Raw genomic sequence first — 15,883 nt, 5'->3', positions numbered from 1 at the left:
GACCGTCATCGATTGCTCCGCATTGGCGAAGTGATCTCGCGCACGAGCGCGCACGCATCGACGCCCGAGTGTCTCCTCGCCATATGGACTGGGCATTGGGGCGAGTCTGAAGCAGCAAAGGGTTTCTTGGTCCCGAATACAGGGCCTTCCTAGGAGGCGTTCGCCCGAGATCATTCGCGAGCCGCACGGCGGCGCTACCGGCGTTCGTGCCGGCGCAACCTTGGTAGGCTGGCGCCGAGTTCGAACGGCTGAAGGATCCAAGATATCCTAGCGCCCTCGGCACCGGAATGCAGAGGAACTTCGATCGAAATTCGGTCGATCAGGCTTGCCGGGTTTGAATTTCGAACAGTTTCGGCATGCCCCCGCAACCAACAATCCAGTCCCAGCAACCGCTTAAGCCCAGAACTCTGCTTTGGCACGCAATCTGCGTAGCTCCCCTTGCGTCCCTCGCCTCGTAGCGGAGGACAGAACAAAGCTTTCACAACGGGAGGGAATGCATGAGTGAGCACAAGACCAACGGCGCGCGTAAACATGAAAGCCTGGACGCCATCGTGATCGGCACTGGGGTTGCCGGCCTTTACCAGCTCTACAAGCTGCGCGACGAGCAAGGCCTCAAGGTCAAGGCCGTCGATACCGCCACGGGCGTAGGCGGCACCTGGTACTGGAATCGCTATCCGGGCGCACGGTTCGACTCCGAGGCCTATATCTACCAGTACCTGTTCTCCGAGGAGCTCTACAAAGGCTGGAGCTGGAGCGAGCGCTTCCCCGGTCAGCCTGAGATCGAAAAATGGCTCAACTACGTCGCCGACAAGCTCGACCTGCGCAAGGACATCCGCTTCAGCACGACGGTCGCTAGCGCCGTCTTCAACGAGGCGACCCAGCGCTGGACCATCACGACCGACGCGGGCGACACCATCGACGCGCAGTTCCTGATCACCTGCTGCGGCATGCTGTCGGCGCCGCTGACGTCGATGTTTCCCGGACAGGACACCTTCAAGGGCACGCTGGTCCACACCGGGCGCTATCCGAAGGAGAAGCTCGATCTCGCCGGCAAGCGCGTTGGTGTCGTCGGCAATGGCGCCACCGGCATCCAGGTGATCCAGACCATCGCCGGCGAAGTCGGCAGCATGAAGGTGTTCGTGCGCACGCCGCAATACATCATCCCGATGAAGAACCCGAAATACGGGCCGAAGGAGGTCGAGGCTTACAAGGCGCGGTTCGACGAATTCCGCAAAACCCTGCCCCACTCGTTCACCGGCTTCGAATACGACTTCACCAACGGCAAGTGGAAGGATCTCAGCCCGGAACAGCGTCATGCCGTTCTGGAGAAGATCTGGGATGAAGGCTCGCTTCGGCTGTGGCTCGCCTCCTTCGTGGAGATGTTCTTCGAGGAGGATGTCAGCGAGGAGATCTCCGAGTTCGTCCGCAAGAAGATGCGCGAGCGCCTCAAAGATCCCAAGCTGTGCGATACGCTGATCCCGACGGACTATGGCTTCGGCACGCATCGCGTCCCGCTCGAGAGCAACTATCTGGAGGCTTACCACCAGGCGAACGTCGAGCTGATCAGCGTCAAGAACAACCCGATCAAGCGGATCACGCCTCAAGGCATCGAGCTCGCGGACGGAACGTCGTATGAGCTGGACGTGATCATCCTGGCCACCGGCTTTGACGCCGGCTCCGGTGCCTTGACGCGCATCGACATTCGTGGCCGCGGCGGTCGCTCGCTGAAGGAGGAGTGGAGCCGCGACATCAGGACCACGATGGGGCTTCAGGTTCACGGCTACCCGAACCTCTTCACGACAGGCGCGCCGCTGGCGCCGTCGACAGCGCTCTGCAACATGACGACATGCCTTCAGCAGCAGGTCGAGTGGATCAGCGATTGCATCGCCTATCTCAAGAAGAACCACCTGAGCGTCATCGAGCCGAGCAAGGATGCGCAGGATGCCTGGGTCGCGCATCACGATGAGGTCGCGAACACGACCCTCGTGACCAAGACGAACTCCTGGTACATGGGCTCCAACGTCGAGGGCAAGCCGCGCCGTCTGCTCTCCTATATCGGCGGCGTCGGAACCTATCGCCAGAAGTGCGATGAGGTCGCCTCCTCGGCCTATCCCGGCTTTGCCAAGCAGTAACGACACAAGGGGCCGCGCAACCATTTTTGGTGGCGCGGCCCTGCACCCGCATCATCACAACAATTCGGAGCAACACATGACCAAGGAATTCAAGTCGGCGGCTGACGCCATTCTCAAAGAGACGGTCACGACGGGCCAAGGCGTCCCGGGCGTGGTGGCGATGGTGACCGATCGTACCGGCAACATCTACGAGGGCGCCGCCGGCAAGCGGCGCATCGACCAACCGGCCCCGATGACGGCCGACAGCAGTTTTGCCATTTTCTCGACCACCAAGGCAATCACCGGCACGGCCGCGCTGCAACTGATCGAGGAAGGCAAGCTCGACCTCGATGCCCCGGCACGAACCTACGCCCCCGACATCGGCAAGCTGCAGGTGATCGAGGGCTTCGATGCCGAGGGCCAGCCCCGGCTTCGTGCCCCGAAGGGTGAGGTGACCACGCGCATGCTGCTGCTGCACACCGGCGGATTCGGCTATGATTTCTTCAACGAGAACTATCTGCGGCTGGCGACCGACCACGGACAGCCGAGCGTGATCACTTCGTCGAAGGCCGCCCTCATGACGCCGCTGCTGTTCGATCCCGGCTCGAAATGGGAGTATGGCACGAACGTCGACTGGGCCGGGCAAGTGGTCGAGGGCATCACCGGCAAGCGGCTTGGCGAAGTTTTCGCCGAGCGCATCTTCAAGCCGCTCGGCATGAGCGACACGACGTTCGAGATCAACGATGCGGTGCGCGGCAAACTTGCCGGCGTGCACGCGCGCAACGCCGACGGCTCGCTGACCCCGATGGACTTCGAATTGCCTGCCAATCCCGAGGTCCATATGGGAGGCCACGGCCTCTACAGCACGGTCGGCGACTACATGCGCTTCATCCGCATGTGGCTGAACGACGGTGCCGGCCCGCACGGCCGGGTGCTGAAGCCGGAGACCGTTACGATGGCCGAGAAGAACCAGCTCGGTGATCTCAAGGTGACGGCGCTGCCCGGCGTCATCAAATCGCTGTCGAACGACGCGGAGTTCTTCCCGGGTCTGTCGAAATCCTGGGCGTTCACCTTCATGGTCAATGACGAGAAGGCGCCGACCGGCCGCCCGGCGGGCGCGCTCGGCTGGGCTGGTCTGGCGAACCTGTTCTACTGGATCGACCGTCAGAATGGCTTCGGAGGCTACTGGGCCACCCAGATCCTGCCCTTTGCCGACGTCGCTTCGTTCACCGGCTATATGCGTTTCGAAACCGCCTTCTACGACAGCCTGAGCCAGCGCAGGGTCGCCTAGCTTCTGCCGGCTCGATGCCTTCATTCCGCCTCCGATCTCACTCTTTTTGCGGTGCGGTCGGAGGCGAGCCAAATGGCACCAAGGTCGGGATACGCGATTGCGCGTTTTCATGGATGGCCTCACAATCAGGAGATAAAAGCTCGGGGTCCGGCAGATCATTTCGGACTACTCAGCGCGTCGAAGGAGGGAACGTGTTGGGTCAGGCGCCAGAGGATGCTTTCGCAAATCCATCTATCGAACGCGACGTCCTGACGAGCTGGGAACGCTTCCTATCCGGAAGCAACAGCACGCGTCAGCAGATCGTGCGGTCGGCTATTACCGATTCGTGGCAGCGCTGCCAGAAATCGGACGTCGACTACCGGCGTGGCCAGGCTCCGATGCCGATCAGGGACGACAAGCTGCAGCGCCTGCTCGACAAGCGCAACCGCCTGGTTCAGGCGGGTGCTTCGACGATGTCCCTGGCGCGCGACTACCTGCTGGAAACCGGCACCGTGATGGTGCTGACCGACGCCGACGGCATTGTTTTGCGCTTGGAGGGCGACACCAAGCTGGCGCTGCGCGATGCCGTTGAAAAAACCCACCTGCTGCCCGGCAGCAACTGGAGCGAGACGACCTGCGGGACAAATGCGATCGGCACTGCATTGCAAACCGGGCAGCCCATCCAAGTGCATGCCACGGAGCATTTCTGTTCCGGCATCCACCGTTGGACTTGCTCGGCCTGCGTGATCCGCGATCCCATCGACGGCGCTGTGATCGGCGTGATCGACATCTCCGGACTATCCTCGTCTTATGGGCGGCCGGCCCTCGCATTGGCGATTTCGGCGGCCGCGCGCATCGAGGCTCAGCTACTGCAGATGGAGCTGGACGCCCGCTACCGGCTGCTCGACCAATGCTTCTGGATGCTGCCGCCTTCGGATCGGCATCATGCCGTACTGTTCGACAGCGCCGGACGTCCATTCAAGGCCAGTGGAGAGATGTCGCAGATCATGCGCGACCTGGGCGCGCCGGGATGTCAGTCCGGCTTTCCCCATCTCGGCAGCCGCGACGATCAGCTCTTTGGCGCCTCGCGTCCGGCATGGATCAAGGAGGAATGGCTGAAGCCGGTGGTGCAAGGGGGTGAACACCTCGGCACCGTGATGGTGGCGCCGAAGCCGGCCCCTTCGGGCAAACTGTTGTCAGCCGCGCGAGGCGAGTCCCAGGCCTTTGCCAATACCGTCTACAGCAGCCCGAAGATGCACAACGTGGTCGAGACGTGCCGTCGCGTCGGCATATCAGCTGCTCCGGTCCTGCTGCTTGGCGAGACCGGCGTCGGCAAGGAGGTGTTCGCGCACGGACTCCATGCCGTGTCGCCGCGCCGGAGCGGCCCGTTCATTGCCGTCAATTGCGGCTGCGCCTCGCGCGAACTGCTTGCCAGCGAGCTTTTCGGCTATGTCGACGGCGCATTCACCGGCGCCCGGCGCGGCGGCGTGGCGGGGAAGATCGAAGCCGCGGCGCGGGGCACCCTGTTCCTTGACGAGATCGGCGAATTGCCGCTCGACCTCCAGCCCATGTTGCTGCGGGCGCTCGAGAACGGCGAGATCAGCAGGATCGGCGAGACCGCAGTGCGCAAGGTGGACTTCCGCCTCGTCGCCGCGACCAATCGCGACCTGCAGGCGGAGGTGGACGCCCAGCGTTTCCGCAAGGACCTATTCTACCGGCTGGCTGTCGTCCCCGTCGGCATACCGCCGCTGCGCGAGCGCTGCGAGGACATTCCGCTGCTGGTCGATCACTTCATCGCTCAGGCAGCGGCGCGCTACGGTCTTTCCGATCGCCGGTTTGCGCCGGAGGCGCTTGCGCAGCTTCAGCGCCATGATTGGCCCGGCAATGTCCGCGAGCTGCGCAATCTGGTCGAGAGCCTCATGCTGACCAGCAACGGCGAGCTGATCGAACCTTCGGACCTTCCCGATGCCATCCGGGGAACGGAACGAACAAGCGAGCACAATCCGGGCCTGTCTCTCGCCGAAGCGTCCGAACGTGACCTGATCGCGCGCACGCTCCGCTCGTGCAACGGCAACGTGACGGCCACCGCGGCCGCTCTCGGTCTTGCCAAGAGTACGGTCTATGCGAAGTTGCATCGTTATGACATTCGCTTCGAGCTGCGTAGTAAATGGTGACATTGGAAGCGCTGGTTGAGTTGCATGTTTGAGTATGGAGCTTTCAGTATGGAGCGCAAAGCAAGGTAAGAGCGCTCTATTTCTTTGGTTTGTATCTGGCAGAGGCTCTGCGGCTTTCCGCGCCGAGCACGACGACCAAATAAAACCATATCCCTCAATGCCTTACGCCGTGGCCACCGCATTGCGCTGCTTCAAAAGTCGAGATTGCCTCCCGACCTCCTTACGACGCGCTTGCTTGTCTTCGCCGTATGGTGTCCCGTTGGCGGCCTGCGTCGGCTCTTCGACCGTGCGGATAGAAGCTGGCTCCATTGCTTGGGCGTGGGTTCCTTGGTCACGAGAACCTAGCTTCCCTTCTCGGTAACAGTGCTCGTCGAATGGACAGCTTGATTCCTTCGTATGATGGAGCGAATTATTGAAGCGACCCCAAGCGGACTTGCGCCCCATACTAAAGCAAACGCCCCGGATCACGCCGGGGCTTTGACGTTGGATATCGCGGTCAGATCGCCCAAGAGCAAATTTCCCCTTCCGTTTCTTGGCCCGACTCGGACCTCCGGCCATATGGCGTTTTGCGCCGCTACTAAGGGCATAGCAGACGTCAAGCGCGCCTCGCACGATGCGACGCGGTCGCGCAGCGGTGAGTTTTGGGGCGGGGCGTCTCGAAGGATGCGCCGCAAGGACGCCACCCGCCAGGTTCACGCTGCCGTGCTGCGCGGACTCTCCGCTGTTTCCTTGTCCGTCTCCTTGTCGCGAGACAGCCATGCTGGAAAGCGAAGCAGGCGTTCGTTGCCGTCTTTCGGCAGCTCGATGGGAGCTTCATTGGACGAACTCGGGAGGTCCAGTGCTACGTGGCCGACTCGCACCGCATCCGCGCGCTGATCCAGTTCGCGCAGCAGGGGATCGAGCACACTGTCGATTTCGGTCGCCACCGACACGAGGAAACTATTAAGCTCGCGAGCTTCGGGCACAACTGCTGCAGCCGACTCGATCGCCTTGGAGAGACCATCGACGACGGGTGCAAACGCGCCGGCGGCTTGCCTGATTCGGGATTTTATCGCTTCGATTTCGCCCAAAACGCGATCACGCTCCCGCCTGGACTTCTCCTCCGAAAGGCGGGCTTCAATTTCGGCGATCTGGGCCGTCAGGGTCGTGGCTTCGGATGCGAGTGCATCGCGTCTTCCGCGCGCGCGATCAAGATCGCGGCTGAGATTGTCCAGTAAATCGTCCTTTCCGAACATGGCTTTGCTCCGTAGGACAGCCGTTTTGGTCTGTAGGACGGCCTTGGCGCGAACCGCCAGCCGGTTGAGCGACCGAAAGGCTGGATCGGCCGAAACAGGCATCAACTTCGGTCGCGTCACATGGGCCGACATGGTGATCCCCCACTCGTCCACATTAGCCGCCGGCATGGTTAACAAGTGGTTAATGTCAACAGATGATACACGGGGCACCATGCCGGCGACGCCGCCTTTGTCTCCTCGCCGCCATCCATTTCCGCTATAATCGCTGCGGTAGCATCACCCGGAGGCGCATCCCGTGGAGCACGCACCGAAACCCGAGCCCAAATACCTCGTCATCTGCTGTGACGGCACCGGCAATGAGAGCTCCGAAAACATCTCCAACGTCCTGAAGCTCTATCGCTGCCAGCGCAAGACGGACAGGACGTCGCTGCGGCTGCCGGAGTCGGCGCGGTGACGGCACTCGTAACGTTAACCGTCCATTAACCAACGCGGCCTAGCCTGCGGTAATCGTCCCGCCATCATTAGCTCGAAATGCCTTCCCGGTTCGCTCCAGGAGAAGCGCCGATGTGCGTTGAGTTGTTGACGTATGCCGATCTGGGCGCCCAACTCAGTATCTCCCGAGAGGCCGCGCGTTCGCTTGCGAGACGCCGCCGGTTGCCGCGCTCGCAGTCGGAGGACGGCAAGGCCCTGGTGAGCGTTGATGTCTCCGAGCTCCGGTACACACCCCGCCCACGACGCGCCCGCCGGGCCCCGATCGATGCCTCCCTGGCACAGATCGAAGCAGTCAAGATCGAGGCATTCAAGGCGGAGGTCGCGCGGCTCAAGGCCGTCGCAACTGCCTACAGAGCAGTGTTCGAGCGCGAGCGCGAGCGCGCCGATCGCCTCGCCGTCGAGTTGACGCAAGCGGCCGCCGAGACGACGGCCGCCAATGCGTGGGCGGCAATACTGGAAAACGAAGTGGCGGTTCTGCGGAACGGTCGCCACGCCGGCGGCGCGATCGCGGGACAAGCCGCGCGTCGTCGATTGGGACATCTGGCCGCTGCGATCGTGGAAGCAAACCGCCCGAGTCGCAGGTAGCACTCGATCCTCATCTCCATCCCCGGCTTGCCGGAGCAATCACGAGGGAAGAATGACTGGCACCACCGATATCCACGAAATGAAGGCCCGCATCGTCGTGTTTGGTGTCGGCGGCGCCGGCGGCAATGCGGTCAACAACATGATCACGGCCGGGCTGCAAGGGGTCGAGTTCGTGGTCGCCAATACCGACGCGCAGGCGCTGGCCATGTCGAAGGCGAGGCACCTCATCCAGCTCGGCACAAAGGTGACCGCAGGCCTCGGCGCCGGCTCGCAGCCGGAATTAGGACGCGCCGCAGCCGAAGAGGCGATCGATACGATCCGGGATCAATTGACTGGCGCACACATGGTGTTCGTGACGGCTGGCATGGGTGGCGGCACCGGCACCGGCGCTGCCCCCATCGTCGCCAGGATCGCGCGCGAGCTCGGCATTCTCACGATCGGCGTGGTCACCAAGCCATTCTACTTCGAGGGAAAGCGCCGCATGCGCTTTGCCGAAGCCGGCATCGAGGAGTTGCTGAAGACGGTCGACACCCTGCTGATCATCCCGAACCAGAACCTGTTCCGGGTGGCCAGCGAGAAGACCACGTTCGCCGATGCCTTTGCCCTTGCCGACCAGGTGCTTTATTCCGGCGTGGCCTGCATCAGCGACCTGATCGTCAAGGAAGGCCTAATCAATCTCGATTTTGCCGACGTCCTCTCCGTCATGAAGGAGAAGGGCAAGGCCATGATGGGACGGGGCGAGGCCTCCGGCGAGAAGCGCGTGCTTGCCGCTGCTGTGGCCGCGATTTCCAATCCATTGATCGAGAATCCCTCGATCAAGCGCGCCAGTGGCCTCATCATCTCTATCACCGGCGGCAAAGATCTCATGCTGTACGAAGTCGACGAAGCTGCGACCCGCATTCGCGACGAGGCCGACCCGGACGCCAACATTATCGTCGGCGCGTCGTTTGACGATAGCCTCGACGGTATCGTCCGCGTCTCGGTGGTGGCGACCGGAATCGATAATCTCGATCCGGCGTCTCAGGCGCAACCGGTGGAAACCGCCATCGCCCAGCTCGCGGGCAGGCTGCGCAACGACGGCCGCCGCATCGCCGATCGCATCGAGCGCAGTGCACCCCTTCCGCAAGCGGAAAGCCCGCCGCTCCGCTCCGAAGCGCAACAGCCCGTAGGGCAACCGGCAAGGGCGGCTCCGGAATATGCGCGCCACGCCGCCGACCGGCTGCTCGATCCTTACGGCCGCACAGCTGCGCCCAATACGCCCGATGAAGCTATTCTCGATATCCCGGCCTTCCTGCGCCGCGCCGCCAACTGAACGGTCGCAGGACGGGAGTTACGGTCGTCATGCCGGGGCGCGACGAAGTCGCGAGCCCGGGATCCATCAAGCCGCGGTCACTGTTGAGCGACAGAAAATATTGCGTCAGCTTCTGCGGCTTGAATCAAATCACTCGCGCGCTGAAAAGTGGCAGACAAAACCGCGCGCCGCATCCCGAGCAAAGCGAGCGCAATGCAGACGGCGAAAGCTCCGCCGATGAGCAAGGCAGCAGTGAACCCGCGCCCAATCATCGTCCGGTCGGCTGGTAGGGCATTGCGTGCGAGAGCGTCATCAGATCTTCGGTCCTCATGTGCGCGTCTCTCTGCCGATGAGCGCCGCCAGCGCCTTCAATCCGCGATGGATGGTGATCTTCACGTTTGATTCCGACATGCAGTACCGAACTGCCGTTTCGGCGACGCTCCTACCTTCGAGTTTCACAGCCGCGATCGTCAGGCGGGTCACTTCCCGCAAAAGGGAGGAAGACACCAGTTGGTTCCTCTCGGACGTTGGTGGACGCGATGTGAAATTTGGAGGCCGCGCGGAATATCGGGACCTCAGATGGACAGCCGGGCCGGTTCCTTTCGACAAGGCGCTGCGCCGTCGATAAGGGCGGGATGGTCTAACTTCAGACAATCGCCACAAATTTCACCGACAATCAGTCTTCACGAAGGCCGCTATGTCCCAGTATTCACTCGATATTGCGTCAGCGTGGTCAAGATGCTCGGCGAGCTCCATGGCATCCACGGCGAGCTCGATATCCATGTTGCCCTTGACCGCCATTCCAGCCCGCGACCCTGACGCATTAATTAATAGAACGCGACAGCAACTCTTTTCTCTTTACGCCAGACAACCGCGCAGCGGCGGCGGTCACCGTCGGGAATAACAGTCAGAGCAAATTCGTCGGGAATTTTTTCATCTGCAGCAAGATCGAGGGCTGCACCGAACGCAGATATGCTGCGAATGGTGCAATCTGTTTTCGAACGGCCGAAGCTGATCAAGCCTAGTCTGGTAACTTGTTTCGAATGAGGGTTCTTCTCATCCATAGTGTCCTCCAAGGCCCGAGGAGCGAAAATCCATGGGCAATGATTCGGCGGCGATGGTGCGTACCCATCAATCTCACCGAATAGTTGGCTCACAATTTGATTAGCCAATTCACTTTCAACGCCCTGTCGGCAGCGGCAGGGGCTTGCTTTCCTCAAAGAAAATCTCGCAGCCGAGCGATTTCGGCTATCTGTTCTGCGGACAGCACGGCCGTAACAAGTTGCGTTTGCGGAGCAGTATGTATCTCGTAGAGATGACCTTGGCTGGCAGGCTTCGCTAGGAAAGCTCGGATGCATGCGTCCAAAGTGCCCTCGAATACAAGGTAAGAACTAACCGATGCCGCTGCGCGTTGGTTTCCAAGTGAAGGCCATTTTTTTAGTGCTGCTGCGGCAGTGAAGTCGATGCGCACGCGCTGCTTCGAGCCGACCAGTGCCCCTGACGCGCCTCTCCGGCGATCCGCCGATTCCGTTCTTTTCGAAGCTCTAATCATTCGGCCAATCAAAGCCTGATGGGCCAGGGTCCCGACCGCAATGATTGCGCTCTAACTTTTCCGGCTCGGTCAATAATAACTTTAGGAACTCCACCCTCGGTGCTGCGGAACTTGGACCAAACTGAGCAGCAATATCTGCGCTGGGGGCTTTCATGGCCAAGGTTTCAAGTTTGCCTATGTCGTGTTCGTTCGGAGGGCGGATGTTGCGTTGGGTCATTGTCCTCTCCTCCCGATCCACATGGTCCCCTGCAGGATTTTCCAAAAGATTAGAGTGCCGGAGCCGACAATCGAAACATTAAATGTCACATTAAATTTAGACTTATTATCACATTATAATTCAATAATAAAGTTAATAATCCTTTGACTGAAGCGACGTCTGTGATGCTCGAAAATTCACAGGCTTCCGAAAAATCTCGCCTTCGCGTCTTGTCCAGCGAGTACAGGGCACGCCCTCCGCTCAAGCACTCGAAGAAACGGCTCCTGCATTCGGGGGGCGAAGCAGGAATGCCGGAGTCTCTCTGCGATCTTGTGCGTTCATCCGGCACAATTGCCCAATTATAATCCAAGTAAAATAGATCGCTAGATTTAATACGGCTTGTTTCCTTATTTAATTGTTATGGTCGCCGCGCCACCGTGGACCATTTCACGTCAAGATGCCCGACAATCTGTGGTAGGCTCCCAGTCACACCACGCTCACCGCGTACAGAAGACCGTTTCTATGTCCGAACCTGCTGCACTCGCCGGGGCGATCTCGAGCACGCCGCCAAATAGGCCATTGAACCCCGCGGCGGAGATCGTCGGGAGGGTCAAGGCGTTGTTGGTCGCCATGGATTTTCTCGACGCCGCGGCCCACGAGCTGCGTGCGGCGGCCTCGAAAGGATATTCACCTGGGCAGCACCTTGGTTGGTGTGACCGACGAGAGCGACTGATTTAAGGATATCACCGACATAACAGTTCGAGGCCTTTTCGGTTTGCCGCGACCGCGATACGGTCATCGAAGAACTCGAGCGGCAGAGTCCGCGGCAGCGGGATCCGAACGCAGGGAGTGACCGCGATGGCCATCACCTATCCCGTGGCGTTCCGTTCGTCATGGCCGACGACGGCGTCGCGCCCGGCGAAGCTTTGGAGGGCCTAAGCGCCAACGCCGCGGTCATGCGCGCCGAAGCGCTCTCCCGGAAGAGCCAGGCTGCGACGGCGCGGTCGCCTTTTTCGCGGACCGGAGACCCGTCGAGCGGCGATTTTGGCGACGCCAAGGTGATCGGGAAGTTCGGCGAGGTGCCGGACGATCTCAGTACGCTGTGATCGACACGAGCCACGATCATTCCTCGCTCAGGGCGGCGGCATCTCCCGGAACGAGCGGGCTCAGCACGGTCTCGATCTGCGCGAGCAGCCTCTCGATTTCCTCGCGGGCCCGATCTGGGCCTTGCTGGTCAGAGGCGGCACTATCAGGCGCCGGCTACAATGCTGAAATCCTAATCTCAAGAGCTCTCCGGCGGAAGAAGAAAGCTGCCGAGGAGGCAAGGTGCAAATCTGGATGACCCCCGAATGACGTCATTCCCGGTAGCAATCAGACCGCCTGACCCAGTGCGCTTCGAGCGCGAGAAATTGATTGGGCGATTGCTTCCGCGGATATCATCGTGGCCAGCGGCCAGGCGCCGCGTTCACAGGCCGAACATATGACCGCACCGTCATCCCTTGTTCAACCAGAAAAAGATCTTGCAGCCCGGGCCGTTCCACATATGGGCCAGAGCCAAATTTCAAGCCGAGTGACAGTCTTGCTCTTCATGAAGACACGCTCCAGGAATTGGACCGAGAGCGTACCCGGGGTCTAGTCGACATAAATGGCGCTCTCTGTCCGGAAGCAGGACAGGCGATCTTATGATCGCGCACTTACAAACCTTAGACCGAAGGGCTTGAGATCACCGTACTCGCGAGTGCTCGGCATGGACGTCCAAAATGCTCGCTCCATTCAGGTTTCGCGGAACGCGCGGGAGAAGCTGTCGAGGATAGGCTTCATGATGTACTCGAAAAACGTACGCTCTCCGGTCTTGATGTAAACGTCCGCGGGCATCCCGGGCGTCGGGATGAATTCAGGCATTCGTCTGAGAACATCATCCTGGTCCAGGCGCACCCGAACGACGTAGAATTCGCGACGCGTGTCAGCGTCGGTACGGGTTTCGGTCTTCGCCTGCACTTGCTCCGCCAAGGCGTCCGCTGACACGTAGATGACGCTCGCACCGACCATCGGCGTGATGCGCTGGTTGAGTGCCGACAGCCGCACCAGCGCCTCCTGGCCAACGCTCACATGCGAAATGTCCTTGGGATTCAGATGCGCCTCGATGATGCGCTCGTCGCCAATCGGGAGGAGCTCTAGGATCACGGCACCAGGAGAGACGACGCCGCCCGGTGTATGGAAGTTGTTCTTCACCACAATACCTCGGACTGGCGAACGAACATCGATCCGGTCAACCACATCCTGCGCAGCACGTATTTGCTCCTCAACGTCGTCCAGCTCCGCCTCGGTTTCGCGCAGCTCCTTGGTCGCGTCGCGGAGCGCCGTCGCGTGCAGCTGGGCTATTCTTTCGTTCGCCTGAGCGATCCGCTCCTTCGAATCGGCGATGCGGCCGAGATACTCGCCGAGCTCACCCCCGAGACCCGCCTCTGAGCGTCGCAACGCCAGCACATCCGACTTGCGCACCAGCTGCTGGCCAAGAAGCGAATTCTTGTCCTTCAGTTCTTCGGCGAACAAGGCAATACGCTCTTTGGTCGACTGAACTTGCGCCTGATATCCGCGGATGCTTTCCTCCAGCCCGGCGATTTGCTTCAAGAGTACGCTTTCCTCGCTCACCCGACTAGCCCGGCGCGCCTGAAGCTCGGCACGTTGCCGCTCAAGAATCGCTTTGATTTCTGGATCACGAGCGTTCTCGCTGAATTCGGCCGGAGTTTCGATTGCATCCGAAGAGCTCAGTTCAGCTTCAAGACGCGCCTTCATGGCGAGCAGTCGATACTTCTTCAAAACCAGCCGTTTCAGCTTGGCGTTGGCAGGGGTATCGTCCATGCGAACGAGGACCTGGTTGGCCTCGACGAGATCTCCGTCCTTGACCGCAATCTCGCGGATGATGCCGCCCTCGAAGTGCTGGACTAACTTGTTCTGCCCGGTAGCCACGAACGTGCCTGAAGCCACGACCGCACTGTTGAGTGGGGCGACTGCAGCCCAAACGCCGAAACAGCCGAGCCAAACAACCAGGATGGCGAGGCCGGTGAAGATGGGCCATTTGGCGCTCAGCGGAACACCGCGGTACCACTCGCCGATGTCGTCCTTTACCGCTCTCATGCTGTCCTCCCGCGCTGGTCACCCGCCCGAGGATTCGATGCGTTGCGGCTGCACCGGCTCATCAACGCCGGCCCTGCCGGGGGACCGAACCAGGCGATGCAACACCTCGCTCGGAGAGCCGAATGCTTCCGCGCGTCCGGCCCGCAGTATGAGCACTTTGTCAACACTGTTCAGCAGCGCCGGGCGCAGGGTTACGACCACCGCCGTGACCCCCCGCCTTTTGGCGCGCTGCAGGGTCTCGGTCAGAGCCTGCTCCCCCGCCGCGTCGAGATTCGAGTTCGGCTCGTCGAGCACGACAAGGGACGGATTACCGAAGAAAGCCCGGGCGAGCGCGATGCGCTGCTTCTGTCCTCCCGAGAGCGGCCCGCCACTGCGGTCGAGCACGGTCTCGTATCCTTGCTTCAACTGGCAGACCATGTCGTGAATTCCCGACAACATCGCCGCCTCATAGATGCGCTCGTCGGGCAAGTCGTCGCGCATGCGGCAGATGTTCTGCTTGATGGTCCCGGGAAATAGCTCGACCTCCTGGGGCAGGTAACCGCTATATTCCCCGAACTGGCGGCGATCCCAGTTGCGCAGCTCCGTTCCGTCCAGTCTGACCTTGCCGGCTGTCGGCACCAGACAACCCACCAAAATGCGCGCGAGGGTCGACTTGCCCGATCCGGACGGTCCGACAATGGCCAAAGACTCTCCGGGCGCGAGGTCGAGCGACACACCATTGAGCACCGGCTCCTTCGAGCCGGGCGGCAAATACAAGACCCGATCAACGCTCAGGCGCCCTTGCGGTCTGGGCAAGCGCAGCTTAGGCCCCTCGCGCTGGAATGACTCAACCGCCTGCTTGACGTGAGCATAGGCCGATCGCGCCTGAACGCAGCTGCGCCATCCCTCAATCAAGCCCTCGAGCGGCTGCAGGGCGCGGCCGGCAATGATCGAAGCCGCGATCATCATGCCCCCCGTGATCTCGGCGTGGAGGGCCAGATAGGCCCCGGTGCCGAGGATCGTGATCTGGGCCACGAGCCGGACGAATTTCGACGCACCGCTGATCCAGAAATTCCGGTCAAGGGCCTGGCTCTGCACCGTCAGTGCTGGCGCCTGCCGGCGCCCCCAGTGGAGAATGCTTTCGCTCAGCATTCCCATCGCATTGATCACCTGCGAATTTCGCGCCAGCGACTCGGCCGCCGCATCGGCCTCGGCGGCATACAGGCCTGCCTCGCTCAGACGCTCCGAGGTCGCTTTCTGGTTGATCAGCGCAATCAGTGCGAGGACCAAGCCCGATACGACTGCGATCCAGCCAAGATGTCGATGAACGAGGAATATGACTGCGAAGTAGAGGGGCGAGAGTGGCGCGTCCATCAGTAGAAGCATGATAGGGCTCGAGATGAAGCCCCGCACCTGGTGAAGGCTGCGGATCGCCTGGATGGTTCCTCCCTCGCCGGCCCTGGCGTTATTGATGCTGCTCGCCAGCACTGCGCCGCCAAGCACCGCTTCCATCTTGGTCGCAAGACGCCCCAGCACCTGTCGACGTAAAATGTCCACGATGGAGAGGATACCGATGAACGTCAGCGCGAGAGCCGAGAGCATCAGCAGTGTCTCGAGACTACGGCTCGTCAGCACGCGATCGGATATTTGAAAGAGATAGATCGGCAACGTGAGCATCAGCAGATTCACAACGACCGAAAATGCTGCGACCGCTATGAGGTTGATGCGCGCGACCGAACGCCAGGCGGCCAGCGCGTTGACAGGTCCGACGTAGTCGCGGGCCTCGCCGCCGGGTGCGACCCGAAGTTGAGCCCCGGAGTTGGTGCGCGGCGGACAGTCCAGTGTCTCGACAGCTGCCAT

Annotated in this window: 13 protein-coding genes and 3 pseudogenes; 8 read left to right on the top strand and 8 right to left on the bottom strand. The window is 61.2% G+C overall.

Features of this window, described 5'->3' with window-relative positions; genetic code table 11:
* Positions 1-497: 497 nt before the first annotated feature.
* The 3 genes from FXB41_RS09180 (at position 498) to FXB41_RS09170 (ending at position 5,555) form a co-directional block, all read left to right on the top strand.
* Positions 498-2,132: a flavin-containing monooxygenase gene (locus FXB41_RS09180; RefSeq protein WP_007601818.1), complete on the top strand. Its 1,635-nt coding sequence runs from the start codon at positions 498-500 to the stop codon at positions 2,130-2,132.
* Positions 2,133-2,208: 76 nt separating this feature from the next.
* A complete protein-coding gene (acmB, locus tag FXB41_RS09175) occupies positions 2,209-3,402 on the top strand; it encodes a methyl acetate hydrolase AcmB (protein WP_007601813.1) in 1,194 nt (397 codons plus the stop codon).
* A 191-nt stretch (positions 3,403-3,593) separates the two neighbouring features.
* Complete coding sequence (locus tag FXB41_RS09170) at positions 3,594-5,555, top strand: sigma-54-dependent Fis family transcriptional regulator (RefSeq protein WP_219681382.1); 1,962 nt, start codon at positions 3,594-3,596, stop codon at positions 5,553-5,555.
* Between the two features lie 692 nt (positions 5,556-6,247).
* Here FXB41_RS09170 and FXB41_RS09165 read toward each other — a convergent pair.
* The gene (locus FXB41_RS09165; protein ID WP_035994494.1) at positions 6,248-6,922 is read right to left on the bottom strand and encodes a hypothetical protein; all 675 of its coding nucleotides are present in this window, start codon (positions 6,920-6,922) and stop codon (positions 6,248-6,250) included.
* A gap of 163 nt (positions 6,923-7,085) precedes the next feature.
* On the opposite strand from FXB41_RS09165, the pseudogene FXB41_RS09160 reads away from it, so the two are divergent.
* The 4 genes and pseudogenes from FXB41_RS09160 to FXB41_RS09145 form a co-directional block, all read left to right on the top strand.
* Positions 7,086-7,217 (top strand): annotated as a pseudogene (locus FXB41_RS09160) (phospholipase effector Tle1 domain-containing protein); the annotation flags it as partial.
* Positions 7,218-7,354: 137 nt separating this feature from the next.
* Positions 7,355-7,867, top strand: coding sequence for a hypothetical protein (locus tag FXB41_RS09155; protein ID WP_219681380.1), 513 nt, complete (start codon positions 7,355-7,357; stop codon positions 7,865-7,867).
* Positions 7,868-7,919: 52 nt separating this feature from the next.
* Positions 7,920-9,179 (top strand): cell division protein FtsZ, encoded by a 1,260-nt coding sequence (ftsZ, locus tag FXB41_RS09150; RefSeq protein WP_219681379.1) that lies wholly within the window; start codon positions 7,920-7,922, stop codon positions 9,177-9,179.
* Positions 9,180-9,208: 29 nt separating this feature from the next.
* A complete protein-coding gene (locus tag FXB41_RS09145; RefSeq protein WP_219681377.1) occupies positions 9,209-9,448 on the top strand; it encodes a hypothetical protein in 240 nt (79 codons plus the stop codon).
* A gap of 37 nt (positions 9,449-9,485) precedes the next feature.
* Here FXB41_RS09145 and FXB41_RS40585 read toward each other — a convergent pair.
* The 5 genes and pseudogenes from FXB41_RS40585 to FXB41_RS41460 all read right to left on the bottom strand — a co-directional run.
* Positions 9,486-9,650, bottom strand: a pseudogene (locus FXB41_RS40585) (sigma-70 family RNA polymerase sigma factor); the annotation flags it as partial.
* A 216-nt stretch (positions 9,651-9,866) separates the two neighbouring features.
* Positions 9,867-9,986 (bottom strand): annotated as a pseudogene (locus FXB41_RS09140) (LabA-like NYN domain-containing protein); the annotation flags it as partial.
* Positions 9,986-10,222 carry a hypothetical protein gene (locus tag FXB41_RS09135; protein ID WP_007601788.1) on the bottom strand — a complete coding sequence of 79 codons (237 nt, stop codon included), beginning with the start codon at positions 10,220-10,222 and terminating at the stop codon, positions 9,986-9,988. The pseudogene FXB41_RS09140 and the gene FXB41_RS09135, both read right to left, overlap by 1 nt.
* 480 nt (positions 10,223-10,702) lie before the next feature.
* Positions 10,703-10,927 (bottom strand): hypothetical protein, encoded by a 225-nt coding sequence (locus tag FXB41_RS09130; RefSeq protein ID WP_219681375.1) that lies wholly within the window; start codon positions 10,925-10,927, stop codon positions 10,703-10,705.
* Positions 10,928-11,403: 476 nt separating this feature from the next.
* Positions 11,404-11,538 (bottom strand): hypothetical protein, encoded by a 135-nt coding sequence (locus tag FXB41_RS41460; RefSeq protein WP_007601784.1) that lies wholly within the window; start codon positions 11,536-11,538, stop codon positions 11,404-11,406.
* Positions 11,539-11,799: 261 nt separating this feature from the next.
* Between FXB41_RS41460 and FXB41_RS09125 the strand changes: the two genes are divergently transcribed.
* A complete protein-coding gene (locus FXB41_RS09125; protein ID WP_219681373.1) occupies positions 11,800-12,012 on the top strand; it encodes a hypothetical protein in 213 nt (70 codons plus the stop codon).
* A 667-nt stretch (positions 12,013-12,679) separates the two neighbouring features.
* On the opposite strand, the gene FXB41_RS09120 is transcribed toward FXB41_RS09125, so the two are convergent.
* Together FXB41_RS09120 and FXB41_RS09115 are read right to left on the bottom strand one after the other, a co-directional pair.
* A complete protein-coding gene (locus FXB41_RS09120; protein WP_219681371.1) occupies positions 12,680-14,044 on the bottom strand; it encodes an HlyD family type I secretion periplasmic adaptor subunit in 1,365 nt (454 codons plus the stop codon).
* 18 nt (positions 14,045-14,062) lie between these two features.
* On the bottom strand, positions 14,063-15,883 hold the full coding sequence (locus FXB41_RS09115) for a type I secretion system permease/ATPase (protein ID WP_007601780.1): 1,821 nt from the start codon (positions 15,881-15,883) through the stop codon (positions 14,063-14,065).

Source organism: Bradyrhizobium canariense (assembly GCF_019402665.1).
Lineage (GTDB): Bacteria > Pseudomonadota > Alphaproteobacteria > Rhizobiales > Xanthobacteraceae > Bradyrhizobium > Bradyrhizobium canariense.
The sequence above is the reverse complement of the archived record's forward strand: the minus strand, read 5'-3'. Positions and strand labels throughout refer to the sequence as shown.